Genomic DNA, 15036 nt, shown 5'->3' with positions numbered 1-15036 from the left:
TGATTATGACAAATTGCGGAGGACGATAATACAGTATATCTTAAGATGCAGCAAAGGGAATAAGCCGCTGCCGGGGTTCCCTGGTCTTCGCCTATTTGTTAAGCTTTCCATCAGCAGCAGGCATTTCCCCCACAATTAAAATGATCGAAAAGACCAGCAGGGAGGAACCACGTTTGGAAAAATTAAAGGCCGTACGATGGCAATTAGAATTGGGCGCATCGTGCATCGACGCCTCTTCTGTAGAGTTCAGGGTATGGGCACCCAAGGCTCAGTCGGTGGCCGTCCACATCATGGGGAGTGCTGAGGAACCAACTCCTCTCAGCCAGGAACCCTTTGGATATTGGAAAGGCACCGTGCAAGACATTTCTCCAGGCACCCGCTATCAATATGTATTAAATCATACCATTGAGCGTCCTGATCCGGCTTCCCGGTCGCAACCGGATGGCGTGCATGGCCCCTCGGAAATAATCGATCCCCTTTCATTTTCCTGGACGGATCCGTCCTGGCGTGGCCTGCCTCTGGAGCAATACATTTTCTACGAGCTTCATACCGGCACCTTTACAAAGGACGGGACCTTTGACGCCATCATCAATCGTCTGCCCTATTTGCGTGACCAGATTGGTATCACCGCCATTGAACTTTTGCCGGTAGCCCAATGCCCTGGGTCCAGAAACTGGGGATACGACGGAACCTTTCTCTTTGCTCCGCAGCACAACTATGGTGGACCCGACGGCCTCAAGCGATTGGTCAATGCCTGTCATGCAGCCGGTCTTGCGGTGATCATGGACGTGGTCTATAACCACCTGGGTCCAGAGGGAAATTACCTTGGTGATTTTGGCCCCTACTTTACCGATACCTATAAAACTCCATGGGGGAGCGCCCTCAACTACGATGGCTCCGAGAGCGACGCTGTCAGACAGTTCATGATCAGCAATGCGGTCTATTGGATTCAAGAGTATCACATTGATGCGTTACGCCTGGATGCGATTCACGGGATCTTCGATTTCAGCGCCAAGCATCTTCTTCAGGATATTGGTGAAGCGGTCCATGCGGCGGGACAACGGCTCAATCGGCAGGTACAAGTGATTGCCGAAAGCGATCTGAATGATGTTCGCATCATTTCGCCCATCTCACGAGGGGGGCATGGGCTGGACGGGCAATGGAGTGATGACTTTCATCATGCCCTGCATGCCGTACTCACAAAAGAGCGTAAGGGCTACTATGAAGACTTTGGGCAACTAAAAGATTTGGTTAAGGCCATACGAGAAGGCGTGGTCTATTCAGGACAATATTCTCCACATCGGCGACGAAAACATGGCAATTCCTTCAAGCCATGTTTACCAACCCAACTTGTGGTGTGCGCCCAAAATCATGATCAAATCGGCAATCGCGCACAAGGAGATCGCCTCAGTACCATGGTGAGCTTTGAAGCCCTCAAAGTCGCCAATGCCACGGTGCTGCTTTCACCTTATCTTCCTCTCTTATTTATGGGAGAAGAATACGGCGAAACGGCGCCATTTTTATATTTCATTGACCACGGGGATCCTGCGTTAATTGAAGCCGTCCGACAGGGGAGAACAAGAGAATTCGCGGCGTTCGGATGGACGGACATTCCCGACCCCTATGCTCAAGAGACCTTCGATCGTTCCACCATTCATCCCTGTCTTGAGACCAATCCCCAACACCAGGCCCATGCTCGGTGGTGCCAGGCGTTGATTCACCTGCGCAAGTCTATCCCAGCATTAGGCACCGGAGCGAAAGGCCATAGAATCCAGATTGGGTCCCATGCGAAAAGTCAGTTGCTGATCATTCATCGCCGTGCCAAACAGGGACCTGACGCACTCATGCTTCTAGGGTTTCACCCCAAGGCATCATTAGCGTTAGTCAAGCTTCCAAAAGGGAATTGGGAATCCCGACTTGATAGTGGATCCTTCGCCGCTGGCGATCAGGAAGAACTTCTGGCTCCCTCCAACCTTAACATTCAGACTGTGGAACAGGTCTCTCTCAAGCTTCCTCCCTATCCGGCCTGGGTTTTTCTGAAAGCTGATTAGATTCAGCCCAAAACCATTAATGACGAGCATGAGAATGAAGAGTACGCATCTCTACCATTAAAGTACGTCCAGTGAAGAATGGAGATCGTTGTGGACTCACAAACCTAATTTACTCAAGTAAGAAGAAGGACATACTTCTTACCGAGATCTTGGGAATCTAGACAGGCTTAAAAAAGACCGCTGCTAAGGGTGGAATCGTGATGAGCACGGAAAATGGTTGCCCATGCCAAGGCATGTCTTCGGATTGGACCCCACCACCATTCCCCATATTGCTCCCACCGTATGCCTCTGAATCACTGTTCAAAAGCTCTCGATAATATCCGGGGGTCGGCACGCCCATTCGATAGCTTTCTCGAGGAACTGGGGTAAGATTCAGGGCACAGACCACAATATCGGAAGGATCTTCGGCGCGCCTGAAGTACGTGAGGGTCGAATTATCACTGTCATGAAGATCAATCCACTGAAAACCTGTCCAATCATAGTCGACCTGATGGAGTGCAGGTTGTGAGGCATATAATCGATTGAGATCAGCGACGTACCGCTGAAGACCCCGGTGCGGATCGTACTCAAGCAAATGCCATTGCAGGCTATCATCATGGTTCCATTCCCACCATTGGCCGATTTCGCAACCCATGAATAACATTTTTTTCCCAGGATGACCCCACATGTGTCCATATAACGCCCGCAAATTCGCAAATCGCTGCCATTCGTCCCCGGGCATTTTATCCAGAAGGGATTTTTTGCCATGCACGACTTCATCATGAGAAAGCGGGAGTACAAAATTTTCGGTAAAGGCATAGACTAATCCGAAAGTCACGTTATGTTGATGATATCTCCGATAGATGGGATCCAGGCTGAAATAATCCAGGGTATCGTGCATCCACCCCATATTCCATTTAAACGTAAATCCCAATCCTCCGACATAGGTCGGCCTGGAGACCCCAGGCCATGCGGTGGATTCTTCCGCAATCATCACAATGCCCGGATGTTCCTGATGAGCCACGGTGTTCAGCTCTTTCAAAAATTCCACCGCTTCCAGATTTTCTCTGCCCCCGAATTTATTGGGAATCCATTCACCGGATTTTCTCGCATAATCGAGATACAGCATCGACGCGACAGCATCCACACGAAGACCATCGATGTGGTACCGGTCGAACCAACTCAGTGCGCTATTGATCAGAAAGTTTTTGACTTCAGTCCGGCCGTAATTAAAGATCCGGCTATTCCATTCTGGATGAAATCCCAGCCTCGGGTCGGAATGGTCATATAAATTTGTCCCATCAAACCAGGCCAACCCGTGGGGATCTTCGGGAAAATGCGCCGGAGCCCAATCCATCAGAACCCCAATGCCCGCCTGATGACAGGCATCCACAAATGCCATAAAGTCCATAGGAGTGCCAAACCGGCTTGTTGGTGCAAAATACCCGGTGGCTTGATACCCCCAGGACCCGTCAAACGGGTGTTCGGTCACCGGCATCAACTCAATGTGGGTAAACCCCATGTCCTTCACATACGGAATGAGGTTTTGAGCTAATTCGGAGTAGGTCAACCATCGGGATCCTTCCTCTGGAACACGTTTCCATGATCCCAAATGCACCTCATAGATGGACCAAGGCTGAGTGAGGGGATTACAGGTTTGCCTGGCGGTCATCCACTGCCCGTCCCGCCATTCATACTCCGAAAGATCACGAACAACAGAGGCCGTTTTTGGTCGCAGTTCAGCGGAAGAGGCATACGGGTCGGCTTTCAAAAACGGCCCATCACCATTTTGCGGTAAAATTTCGAACTTATAGACCGCACCATCATTCATATCCGGAATAAATAACTCCCAGATTCCTCCCCCTCCCCGACCCCTCATCGGATGCCGACGGCCATCCCATTCATTGAAGTCTCCGACCACGCTCACTCGCTTAGCATTTGGAGCCCACACAGCAAAATTCACCCCTTGAATTCCCTGATGGATGCAGACTTGCGCCCCAAGCTGTTCATAAGCTTTATAGAGTTTGCCCTCACCGAACAAATGTAAGTCAAAATCTGAGATGAGCGGGGGAAACGCATAGGGGTCATGGCGTTGGCTGGCTTTCCCCTGACGATCGACAATGCGGAATTGATAATCCGTGCCAAGTGGATGACCGTTCCACCTAGCCTCAAAAACTCCATCAGGGTGGACGAGCTTCATGGGAATAGGGGTGCTCTCATTTTTCCCATGAAGGACCACCACTTCGGAAGCCTCAGGCAGAAATGCCCTGATGCAGATATCAGAAGAATCCGTCGAATCGTCCTTATGAGGACCTAATACCGAAAACGGATTCCATTCGTTGGCAGAAACCAGTCGTTGAAAACGATTTGAGAGTATTGGCATTGCCAATGAGTCCTTTCTGTGTTAATTAACAATATCCTAACATACCAAAAGGGACTATGTATTCTGCACTGTTGTCGTTGCTGCTTTTACTATTTTTTGCTGTTGCCTTTTCTATACAAAATTCCGAACCCATCATTCTGAATTTTTTTGCCTGGACCTTCCACGGGTCGCGGGCGGTCATGTTACTCACGGCTTTGGGGTTAGGTGTTAGCCTGACCCTACTGGCTTCATTGCCCTCCTACATAAAAAAAAGCCGGTTGATTGCCAAACAACAAAAAACGATCGCGGCACTGGAACGATCCGTCGCCGAGTTAACCAACCCTCCGTCCAACACCTAAATCTCTATGAAAACCTCTTCTGGATCCCGTCGCAAAAAAATCACAGAACGGACGCCCCAAAAAATCCTGGCTATGATTATGGCTGGTGGAAAAGGTGAACGGCTAATGCCGTTAACTGAACAAAGGAGTAAGCCATCCGTGCCCTTTGCCGGCACCTATCGAATTGTCGATTTTGTTCTTAGCAATTTCATTAATTCCGGCATCCAATCCATGTATGTTTTGGTGCAATACCGTTCGCAATCCTTAATTGAACATCTCAGAAGGGCTTGGCGTTTTGGTGGCACCAACCGTCAAAACTTTATTACGGTCGTCCCTCCACAAATGAAGGGACGAGGCAAATGGTATGAAGGGACAGCGGATGCCGTTTATCAGAATATTAACCTCATTCAGGACTTCGCGCCAGGATTGGTGGCCGTCTTCGGAGCCGATCATATTTACCGGATGGATGTCCGGCAAATGATCCAATTTCATCTTGACCAGGAAGCGGATGTGACCGTCGCGTCGCTTCCCGTTCCGATTCAGGCAGCTAAAGGGTTTGGAATTGTCGAAGTCAATGCCAACCATCAAATCATCGGGTTTGAGGAAAAGCCAGCCTCGCCGAAACCCATGCCTGAAAATCCTGAGATGGCGTTTAGTTCGATGGGGAATTATATTTTTAACGCCGACATTCTTGTGAAAATCCTTGAACAAGACGCCAGTCAAGCCGGCACTCACGATTTTGGCAGGAACATTATTCCCTCCCTCATCAAATCTCACCGGGTCTTGGCTTATGACTTCATGGACAATGTGGTTCCCGGCATTCATCCTTATGAAGAATGGGGGTACTGGCGCGATGTCGGAACGCTGGAGGCCTATTGGCAAGCCAACATGGACATCTTGGGAGAGTCGCCGATCCTTGACTTACGAAATGTCAAATGGCCTATTCTGACCGATGCGTCGGTTGAACCCGTTGCCAGTCTAGTCCGATCCCACATGGATGATGCCATGGTCGGCCAAGGCAGCCTCGTCGTAGACAGTACAGTGAAACGTTCCATCATCGGACGTAATGTCAGGATTGGAGAAGGCTGTACCATTGAAGAATCGATTATTCTTGATGGGACACTCATCGGCTCCAATTGCCATCTCCATCGTTGTATCATTGATCGATTTAACATTATCTCGTCCGGAACCACCCTAGGCGACAAACATGGACGAGACGGTCGACGATCCACAGCCGGAAAGCTCGGCCTCACCCTTTTCCCTCGTGGGCAATCGTATGGCGGACGGGCCATTCACTCCTCACCCTCCTCTTTAACATAAAGGAGGGAGCATGACTCCTCTGTCTCTGCACATTCCGCTCTCGACCTATCGCCTTCAATTTAACTCGTCGTTCACATTCCAGGACGCCTCTCGCATTCTTCCCTATCTGTCTCAACTTGGTATCACCGACTGCTACGCCTCGCCCTATCTGAAAGCCGCTCCAGGAAGCACTCATGGATACGACGTGGTTGATCCCACGGAATTAAATCCAGAGATTGGAACGGAAACTGAGTATCAGGCATTTATCCAAGCACTACACCAGCATGGCATGGGGCAGATTCTGGACGTCGTGCCAAATCATATGGGAATAGCCGGATCGACGAATCTTTGGTGGCAGGATGTCTTGGAAAATGGTCCGTCTTCTCATTACGCCACTTTTTTCGATATTGACTGGATACCGGTGAAGCCGGAATTGGAAAACAAAGTCCTTCTTCCCATTCTGGGCGATCAATACGGCATTGTTCTCGAAAACCAGGAAATCATTCTCCACTATGACGACGGGCAATTTTTCCTCACATACTATGAAAATCGGCTGCCTATTGACCCTTGTACGTGGAGTACCATCCTGACCTTTAGGCAAGACACACTCAATCAATGCCTGGAAAATTCCGATCCGCACTTGCATGAATTCCAAAGCATTATCACCGCCCTCTCCCATTTACCAGCCAGAACCGAAACGGAGACCGAGCGGGTTGCCGAACGATACCGGGAGAAGGAGGTAATCCGCCGCCGCCTCTCCACGGTGATTGTAGAAAATTCAACCATTCGCAATTTTCTGCTGGAGAACATTCGATTACTCAATGGCATCAAGAACTCTCCGCGCACATTCGATATCCTCGACCACCTGGTGAGTCACCAAGCCTATCGCCTGGCCTATTGGCGTGTAGCCGCTGAAGAAATTAATTATCGCCGGTTTTTTGACATCAACCAACTGGCGGCCATTCGCATGGAGCAACCGGAAGTCTTTCAGGCGGCCCATCAAAAAATATTTGAATTATTAACATCCGGTGCGGTAAATGGACTGAGGATTGATCATGTCGATGGACTCTACAACCCAAGAGCTTTTCTGGCCCAATGGCAACAATGGGCGGCTGAACACTTGGAAGTTCAGGCAGACACACAAGGTCGCTCCCTCTATCTCCTCGTTGAAAAAATCCTGGGTACAGAGGAACGTCTCACTCAGGATTGGCTCTGCCATGGCACCACCGGATATGACTACCTGGCCTTAGTCAATCAATTATTCATCCAGGAAACCCATCAACGACAGATCGAACAAATCTACAGCCGATTTACCAAACAGTCTCTCCGATATGACGACCTGATCTACGAATGCAAAAATCTCATCATGACCAGTTCCATGTCAGGAGAAATCAATGCATTGGGACATCAACTCAACGTACTTTCCGAGCGAAACCGGCGCTCACGGGACTTTACGTTGAACAGCCTGATCCATGCCATCCGCGAAATCATTGCCTGTTTCCCCGTGTATCGAACATATATTGGACCGGACCCTCTCGAAGGCCCGCTGGATCGTGATCGTGTGTATATCCGCTTGGCTGTAGCGCGAGCAAAACGGCGCAATCCCGCCATCAGCAATCTGGTGTTCGATTTCATCCGCGATCTTCTCTTGAGAATTCCCCAGGAATCTCCCGATCTTGATTGGGAGACAATTCGCCCTTTTGTCATGAAATTCCAGCAAACGACCAGTCCGGTCACCGCGAAAGGCGTTGAAGATACGGCCTTCTATAGCTACAACCGCCTCACATCACTGAATGAAGTCGGCGGAGAACCGCAACATTTTGGTGTCCCCCTTTCAAAATTTCACCAATACATGCAGGAGCGCGCCACCCAATGGCCAACAAGCCTCTCCACCACCTCCACGCATGACACAAAACGGAGCGAGGATGTCCGGGCACGAATCAATGTGTTGTCGGAAATTCCTACAGAATGGCGGCAGCATCTTAAACTCTGGAGCCGGCTGAACAAAAAAGCGAAACAACCAATCAATGATCAACTGGCACCGAGCTTGAATGAAGAATATTTAATTTACCAGACACTGCTCGGCACCTGGCCATTGGGCGGGCTCTCGGAACCGGCTCAACCTCTTTTTTTGACGCGTATACAGGAGTATTTGGTAAAAGCCTTGCGGGAAGCGAAAGTCAACACCAGCTGGTTAAACCCCGATGAAACCTGGGAGAAGGCCGTCGGAGAATTTCTTTCCCGGATTCTTTCTCTCAGGCCCACAAATACCTTTCTCCAAGATTTCATTCCCTTTCAACAACGCATTGCCAAATATGGTATGTATAATTCTCTGAGTCAGGTGCTTATTAAAATTCTTGCTCCGGGTGTCCCCGATTTCTATCAAGGCACAGAGCTTTGGGACTTCAGTCTGGTCGATCCGGACAACCGACAACCCGTGAATTACCTCCTCAGGCAACAACGGCTGTCCGATTTACAGCACATGCGACAAACCACCCCTCCTCTCGACCTTGTCCATACGTTATTACAGGAAGCGGAAAACGGCCTGATTAAAATGTTTTTGACCACAACAGCACTTCATGTACGAAAGAGCCATCCCCACCTGTTTTTGGAAGGATTGTATCTGCCATTGGAATTCAAAGGTGAACAGGCACATCATGTGTGTGGATTCATTCGACAGCATCACTCACATATCTGCATGGTCATATTTCCACGATTTTTAACCAATCTCATCCCGGATCAGACCATCAGTCCGCTCGGCGAATCTATATGGGGACAAACCTCGATGTCGCTCCCTCCGGAATTCGCGACACACTCTGTTCGTAATATTCTGACCCAAGAAATTGTCACTCCACAAAATGGTCCGGGCATGGTAGGATTACCCCTAGGAACGCTTTTCCAACATTTTCCTTTTGCCCTATTGGAGCCTGCTTCATGACTATGAGCAAATTGAACACGGCACATGCTTCTGACCAAGAATCATACTCTGATCAATCTACGCCGGAGGGAGAATTGGGCTGGGAGGGACACGTCCATTTCTCTGAAGATGTCCCGTTATGGAAACGAATTCTGGATACATGGCCTGAGCTCAGAACGGGCTTATCCTACAGTCTTATTTTTGCCTCCGGGGTCCTCCTGGGAGGAGCCATCATGGCAATGGCCTCATCAAAAGATCATCAGGATGAGTCAGAACAATCGAAGAATTACTAAGGAGAATTTTCACGATGGATGAACATACGACGCAAAACGACTCAGGTTGGGTGAATACTTTTGTCTTCATCGCAGGGTTTCTTTTGGGCGCGGGTACAGCCATACTCCTGACACCGGAGACAGGAACTCACGTGCGTAATCGATTGGCACGAGGCGCAAAGACCGCACAGGACGAATTTTCTGATATGGCTTGCCAAACGAAAGAGGCCGTACATGCCTGGTCTGAAGAAGCCAGGAAAACCATGAAACAAGCGGCCACTCGAGTCAACTCCGCAGTGGATGCCACCAAACAGGCCGTCAAAACTGATTCTATCGACGAGTAAATTCGCACCCTCCGCATAGAAGGGGGAGGTGCTTCCCCTTCACCATTCTCAACCTCGCAAGTACCGGGATCCCTCCACTCCGTTTATGGGAAGAGTGAAGTAGGCTTGCCTCTTCCCATTGTCCAGGCCCAAGATTCATGCGAGAGTAGATCCTATGACGAATTCAGAATTGACCTCCTCCCCTCTCACGTATCGGCTGAAGCTTGGCCTTGTCATCAATGGCGTTATCATTCTCGCTGAATTCATCGGCGGGTATGTGATCAATAGTCTGGGGTTACTGAGCGATGCCGGACACAATTTGATCGATCAAGGCTCTCTCTTGTTAGCCTTGTATGCACATATTCTGGCCACCCAACCCGCCACGGAACATCGCACGTTTGGCTACCATCGCGCCGGAACCATTGCAGCGTTCATCAATAGCCTTCTGTTAATTTTCACAGGGGCGATTATCGGAATTCTGGCCATCGATCGGATGTTTTCACCGGTTGACGTGCCTGGTTTTTGGGTGATGGTGATCGCTGGGATCAGCCTGATCGCCAACCTTGCCGTCGCCCTGTTACTGCGAAGAGGAGCCGAAGATGACCTGAATATTCGCGGGGCGTTTCTTCATATGGTGATGGATGCCTGGATGTCTCTTGGCGTCATTATCGCGGGGTTGGGTATCGCCCTGACCGGCCTCACCATTTTGGATCCCCTGATCAGTCTCCTTATAGTCGTCATTATCGTAAAAGGGAGTTGGCCACTCTTTCGTGAGTCGCTGGACATTTTACTGGAATCGACTCCCCCCCATCTCAAAACTTCCGATATTGTGGCGACCATTGAAAATATTCCTGGTGTCAATAAAGTTCATGACCTGCATATCTGGTCGGTTGAACCCCGCATTGTGATGTTGACCTGTCACGTGTTGGTGGACAACGCGGCGGTTCCAGATAAAGATCAACTGCTTCAACCCATTCAATCAACACTTTCCTCGAAATTTGGCATTCATCACTTAACCGTCCAACTGGAAAACGAATGCCCTGAGCATGAGGACCTGCATTGCAATCTCAGTTACCTGACAAACGGATCAACCGGCACAGAACCCACACTTCCTCACCTGCACCATCACTAATCCGGAAGAGGCTTCCTTCGAAACACGCGCGTCTTGAGTAAAAATCCAACCCCTCCTCCCAAGAGCGCGCCCAGACCAATCCCGAACAACACATCGGTGACATAATGGGCACCTAGAAATACCCGGGACAATCCGATCAGGCCAAGGAATGGCCACAATATCCACCCTAGAGAGGGATAAAGTATCGCAAGAAAGCTAATAGCCGTACCTGAATTCAACGCGTGATTGGACGGCATACTAAAAGCGCCACCACATCCGACCAATTCATGAATGTGATCGAGGACCTGACAGGGCCGTGGACGGCCAATCAATGTTTTCAGCTGTCCGCCCAGAAAATCACTGAAGCCGATCAGGAGTGCTAAAGAGGGAATGGCGAATTTAGCCTCTCCCCATTTCATCCATCCCCAATACGCCACGAGTAAAAAGCCAGGAATCAACAGGTTACTTTCCCGTGATACCTGAAGCATGAACCAATCCAATTCAGCAAACCGGCCGGCCCAACCATTAATATAGGCAAACCATAGTTCATCATAGTTCATTATTGTTCCTTAACTCTTTCGTACTTGGACTGAAAAAAAACGAGATTCTGCAAGAAATTGAACGAGTATGATAAGGTAAAGGTTTTAACGAGAAAGGATTTCTCCATGCTGATTGATACCCATGTTCATTTAGACGATCCCCGTTATGATCCGGATCGGGACGAAATTTTTCAACGTGCCCACGAAGCCGGTGTTGAGAAATTTGTCACTATCGGATGTGATCTTTCCACAAGTCATGCAGCAGTGCAATTAGCCTCAACCCGACCTAATGTCTATGCCACGATCGGCGTGCACCCACATGAAGTCAAACGCATCGAGCCCAGCTGGTATGCAGAATTGAGTCAACTGGCCCAGCAACCAAAAGTCGTCGCCTTCGGCGAAATCGGGCTTGATTATCATTATGATCACTCTCCTCGAGAAACCCAACGTCAACGATTTCGTGAACAAATTGCCCTAGCGCAATCACTCGCCCTTCCCCTGGTGATTCACACACGTGAGGCGCAGGAGGATACGATGGCAATCATGCATGAAGAACATGCCGAAAAGGTGGGCGGCGTCTTTCATTGTTTTTCGGAGGATCTGAAATTTGCCAAACGGGCCTTGGACCTGGGGTTTTATCTCTCATTTTCAGGAATCATCACCTTTCGAAATGCCTCGCAGTTACATGAAGTGATTCGCACGGTCCCCGATGACCGGTTGCTCATTGAAACCGATGCTCCCTATTTAACTCCCGTCCCGTTTCGAGGAAAACGCAACGAATCCGCCTACGTCACCTACGTGGCAAAACAGATTGCGGAAATTAAATATGGTGACTCGGAAGCAGGACTAGCTCGTGTGGCCGAACTGACGACCATTAATGCCTGCCAGCTCTTTAAAATTTCTTCATAATCCGATTACGCTGACGTAACTTCTTGGGAAGTTTTCGGGGATTGCCCTTCTTCTCTTTTGATCGAACCGGCTCCTCATCATCCCCCTTGTACAAGCGTCCACCTTGGGATCGACTCACGGCTGATCCTTGAAGACCAGCAGAAGACAGGCGTTTGACAAATTCTTGCGACCTGATCGAAAACGCCCCAAAAGCTTTCGCAACAGCGATCACTTCAAGATCGGATGAGACTACTGCGGTCCCTTTTCCATGGGTTCGGATAAAATCTTGAATTACCCCATCGGCCTTTTCACCCTGAGCTGTATAAATAACTGTCACACCCTCACGATGAATGACTTGCCGACTCATTCCCGATTGTTGCCAGGCATCAAAGACTAAGGTGATCAGATTGCGGAGTTTATGTCCATAGAGGCCTACACGTACAATAAACTCCTCTCGATTATGCTCTCCCTGTTCAACGACCTTATGGGGGGGAAGCCCCATTGCACCCAACACATTATATCCATCGATGATCAAATGTTTCGGTGCCACTGTGATTCCCTCATGATGCGAAGCATGATCAAGCCATAATGACTGAGTCTACCCGCAACAGGACCCGGTTCGAAAGCGCTTCTTCCCTTGACAAGAAGACGATCTTCTGCGAAAAAAGAGAGGAATGGTTTAATACCTATGCCTTCCACTCGAATGATACCCCTTTATTCCTGCATCGGTATGTTGGTCCTGTCAACGTCTTTTCCCTCGTCTGGGGGAGCGACAGACACTCGACCTTTCTCTGGGGACGAAATCCCCCCACTGATTCATCTTATTGCACAATCACCACCCTCAACCTCCATTCGCAACATTCGTGCTCATCGCCATAAACAGTATACCCGTGTTGTGTTAGATCTGAACCGCCCCGTCCATCCTGCTCCTCAAGAGCATCAAACGGCCACAACATTTCAATTAGAACTTCCCAACACACAATTACCTAAGTCTACTGTCGCCAAATCAACGGCAGATTCATTTCCATTACAATTGGATCTTTCCAGAAATTCTTCTGGATCCATCCTCTTGACCATACCCATTGACGGCTGGAAACACTATAAGTGGTATGTTCTCAAAAATCCTGCTCGCGTCGTTCTTGATTTGTATCCTATAGCTGAGGGGGCGGCTGGCATTAAGGCGCCACCAAGTAACACACCAGCTTCTCCAGTGGTGGCTCCACCCACTCCGCCACCACCTGTCATAAAAAAAGATCTGGTGATCGTGATTGATCCCGGACACGGAGGAAAAGACCCAGGGGCCTTAGGTCGCAAAGGCACAAGGGAAAAGGATGTCGTCTTAACTATCGCAAATCATTTGAGAGACCTGCTCGCCAAAGAAAAATCCACGAAAGTCTTCATGACCCGAGAAACGGATGTCTTCATCGAATTGGAAGACCGGGCCAAATTCGCAAATACACATAAAGCGGATCTCTTTGTCTCGATCCACATTAACTCCCATCCTCAAGCTTCCGTGAAAGGGATGGAACTCTATCACTTTGGTGAAGCCAGTGACCCACGAGCACTTGCCGTCGCTGCCAGAGAAAATGGCACACCGCTTGAAAAAAATGCGGCACCCTGGCAATTTATTCTTGCCGACAAGCTTAACGACAAAAAAATTGATGATTCCCGCGAGTTAGCATGGACAACCAAAAATTCCCTGGTGAAATTTTTGGATGCCTTTTATAAGATCAAAGATCATGGGATCAAAACCGCTCCATTTTTTGTGCTGCGAATGACCACCATGCCTGCCATATTGGCAGAGATTGCCTTTATCTCCAATCCTACGGAGGAAAAGCTATTACAAAGTTCAACCTATCAAAAACGAGTGGCCGAGGGAATATTTAAGGGACTTCAATCCTATATTACCCCGTTACAAACCGCTTCTCGATAGCCAGGACAGCCCCCGGCCTCTTCCATCGGATTCTCCGATCTCCTGTTTATGAAGATTACCCCGCTCATCCCCTGGTAACACAGTAACCCGTGTCCACCATTAAACTGACCATCGAATATGACGGCACGGCTTACGCGGGATGGCAACGCCAACCCAATCAGCCGACGATCCAAGCCGCCTTAGAAACAGCGCTTACCCGCATTACACAACAACACATTTCTATCATCGCCGCGGGACGAACGGATGCCGGGGTCCATGCCCGTGGTCAAGTCGCCAGTTTTCAATCTGACAAATCTATTCCGGCAGATAAATGGAAACTGGCGCTCAACAGCGCTCTTCCGCCTGATATCTCGGTGGTGACGAGTGAACGGGTTCCTGAATCGTTTCATGCTCGATATAGCGCAAAAGAAAAGCTGTACGAGTATCGAATATCCAACCATCCTGCCCGCCCGGCCATTGATCGCCATCGAGTTTGGCACTTACCCTACGAGTTGGATACCCAGGCCATGCGACAGGCCATGTCTGGATTTATTGGCCGACATGACTTCACCTCGTTCCAAGGCCCACGTGCGAGTACATCGGATCCCATATGCGTCGTGTCCGAAGTCTCCCTCACTTCGGATCTTATGTCTCTCACCATTCAGATTCAGGCTAATCGATTCCTGAAGCAAATGGTTCGGGCGATTATTGGCACACTGACCGAAGTCGGACGATACAAAAGATCACCGGACTCGATTACAGACATTCTTCAGGCTAAAGACCGACGCGCAGCAGGAGTAACCGCCCCTCCCCAAGGGCTCTACCTCATTCATGTGTTGTATTAATTGAGGAGTTGAAACATGGCCCGACCTGCGTTCCCACCCATTGATCGTTCTCGCCTACTCTTCCGCTCCCCCCGTCAAAAAATAGGCGGCCTCCCCTTCAGCAATACTCAGGGCAGGACATGACGAACATTTTTGAATACCGCAGCATTTTTCTTGCTTTCTTTTCATCCACTCAAATGCCGATGTAAAAAGGAATTATT

13 protein-coding genes are annotated in these 15036 nt (G+C 49.4%); 10 read left to right on the top strand and 3 right to left on the bottom strand.

All coding sequences use genetic code 11. From position 1 onward, the window contains the following. Positions 1-173: 173 nt before the first annotated feature. Positions 174-2051 carry a malto-oligosyltrehalose trehalohydrolase gene (gene treZ, locus PJI16_18670; protein ID MDT3779592.1) on the top strand — a complete coding sequence of 626 codons (1878 nt, stop codon included), beginning with the start codon at positions 174-176 and terminating at the stop codon, positions 2049-2051. A 157-nt stretch (positions 2052-2208) separates the two neighbouring features. Here the strand turns inward: treZ and glgB are convergent, their stop codons facing one another. Continuing rightward, positions 2209-4413 (bottom strand): 1,4-alpha-glucan branching protein GlgB, encoded by a 2205-nt coding sequence (glgB, locus tag PJI16_18665; protein MDT3779591.1) that lies wholly within the window; start codon positions 4411-4413, stop codon positions 2209-2211. 56 nt (positions 4414-4469) lie between these two features. Between glgB and PJI16_18660 the strand changes: the two genes are divergently transcribed. From PJI16_18660 to PJI16_18635, 6 genes are all read left to right on the top strand, one after another. After that, positions 4470-4751 (top strand): LapA family protein, encoded by a 282-nt coding sequence (locus PJI16_18660; protein ID MDT3779590.1) that lies wholly within the window; start codon positions 4470-4472, stop codon positions 4749-4751. A gap of 6 nt (positions 4752-4757) precedes the next feature. Beyond that, positions 4758-6050 (top strand): glucose-1-phosphate adenylyltransferase, encoded by a 1293-nt coding sequence (glgC, locus tag PJI16_18655; protein ID MDT3779589.1) that lies wholly within the window; start codon positions 4758-4760, stop codon positions 6048-6050. A gap of 10 nt (positions 6051-6060) precedes the next feature. Further along, positions 6061-8967: a malto-oligosyltrehalose synthase gene (treY, locus tag PJI16_18650; protein MDT3779588.1), complete on the top strand. Its 2907-nt coding sequence runs from the start codon at positions 6061-6063 to the stop codon at positions 8965-8967. After that, positions 8964-9239, top strand: coding sequence for a hypothetical protein (locus tag PJI16_18645; protein ID MDT3779587.1), 276 nt, complete (start codon positions 8964-8966; stop codon positions 9237-9239). Before treY ends, PJI16_18645 begins: the two co-directional genes overlap by 4 nt. A gap of 14 nt (positions 9240-9253) precedes the next feature. Then, positions 9254-9562, top strand: a complete 309-nt coding sequence (locus tag PJI16_18640; protein ID MDT3779586.1) for a YtxH domain-containing protein — start codon at positions 9254-9256, stop codon at positions 9560-9562. Positions 9563-9716: 154 nt separating this feature from the next. Continuing rightward, positions 9717-10673, top strand: coding sequence for a cation diffusion facilitator family transporter (locus tag PJI16_18635; protein ID MDT3779585.1), 957 nt, complete (start codon positions 9717-9719; stop codon positions 10671-10673). On the opposite strand, the gene PJI16_18630 is transcribed toward PJI16_18635, so the two are convergent. Then, positions 10670-11212: a phosphatase PAP2 family protein gene (locus PJI16_18630; GenBank protein ID MDT3779584.1), complete on the bottom strand. Its 543-nt coding sequence runs from the start codon at positions 11210-11212 to the stop codon at positions 10670-10672. The two genes, PJI16_18635 and PJI16_18630, sit on opposite strands and share 4 nt — an antisense overlap. 105 nt (positions 11213-11317) lie before the next feature. Between PJI16_18630 and PJI16_18625 the strand changes: the two genes are divergently transcribed. Then, a complete protein-coding gene (locus PJI16_18625; protein MDT3779583.1) occupies positions 11318-12100 on the top strand; it encodes a TatD family hydrolase in 783 nt (260 codons plus the stop codon). Here the strand turns inward: PJI16_18625 and PJI16_18620 are convergent. Further along, the gene (locus tag PJI16_18620; GenBank protein MDT3779582.1) at positions 12084-12629 is read right to left on the bottom strand and encodes an NYN domain-containing protein; all 546 of its coding nucleotides are present in this window, start codon (positions 12627-12629) and stop codon (positions 12084-12086) included. The genes PJI16_18625 and PJI16_18620 overlap by 17 nt on opposite strands. 138 nt (positions 12630-12767) lie before the next feature. Between PJI16_18620 and PJI16_18615 the strand changes: the two genes are divergently transcribed. Next, complete coding sequence (locus PJI16_18615; protein ID MDT3779581.1) at positions 12768-14012, top strand: N-acetylmuramoyl-L-alanine amidase; 1245 nt, start codon at positions 12768-12770, stop codon at positions 14010-14012. 89 nt (positions 14013-14101) lie between these two features. Then, entirely contained in the window at positions 14102-14836 is a 735-nt protein-coding gene (gene truA, locus PJI16_18610; GenBank protein ID MDT3779580.1) for a tRNA pseudouridine(38-40) synthase TruA, read from the top strand. Positions 14837-15036 lie beyond the last annotated feature (200 nt).

It is taken from the genome of Nitrospira sp. MA-1 (assembly GCA_032139905.1).
GTDB lineage: Bacteria > Nitrospirota > Nitrospiria > Nitrospirales > UBA8639 > Nitrospira_E.
The sequence above is the reverse complement of the archived record's forward strand: the minus strand, read 5'-3'. Positions and strand labels throughout refer to the sequence as shown.

Bases quoted from the DNA above. Each gene is read 5' to 3' on its own strand.
- glgB (MDT3779591.1), bottom strand. From the start codon at position 4,413: ATGCCAATACTCTCAAATCGTTTTCAACGACTGGTTTCTGCCAACGAA.
- PJI16_18660 (MDT3779590.1), top strand. From the start codon at position 4,470: ATGTATTCTGCACTGTTGTCGTTGCTGCTTTTACTATTTTTTGCTGTT.
- glgC (MDT3779589.1), top strand. From the start codon at position 4,758: ATGAAAACCTCTTCTGGATCCCGTCGCAAAAAAATCACAGAACGGACG.
- treY (MDT3779588.1), top strand. From the start codon at position 6,061: ATGACTCCTCTGTCTCTGCACATTCCGCTCTCGACCTATCGCCTTCAA.
- PJI16_18645 (MDT3779587.1), top strand. From the start codon at position 8,964: ATGACTATGAGCAAATTGAACACGGCACATGCTTCTGACCAAGAATCA.
- PJI16_18640 (MDT3779586.1), top strand. From the start codon at position 9,254: ATGGATGAACATACGACGCAAAACGACTCAGGTTGGGTGAATACTTTT.
- PJI16_18635 (MDT3779585.1), top strand. From the start codon at position 9,717: ATGACGAATTCAGAATTGACCTCCTCCCCTCTCACGTATCGGCTGAAG.
- PJI16_18630 (MDT3779584.1), bottom strand. From the start codon at position 11,212: ATGAACTATGATGAACTATGGTTTGCCTATATTAATGGTTGGGCCGGC.
- PJI16_18625 (MDT3779583.1), top strand. From the start codon at position 11,318: ATGCTGATTGATACCCATGTTCATTTAGACGATCCCCGTTATGATCCG.
- PJI16_18615 (MDT3779581.1), top strand. From the start codon at position 12,768: ATGCCTTCCACTCGAATGATACCCCTTTATTCCTGCATCGGTATGTTG.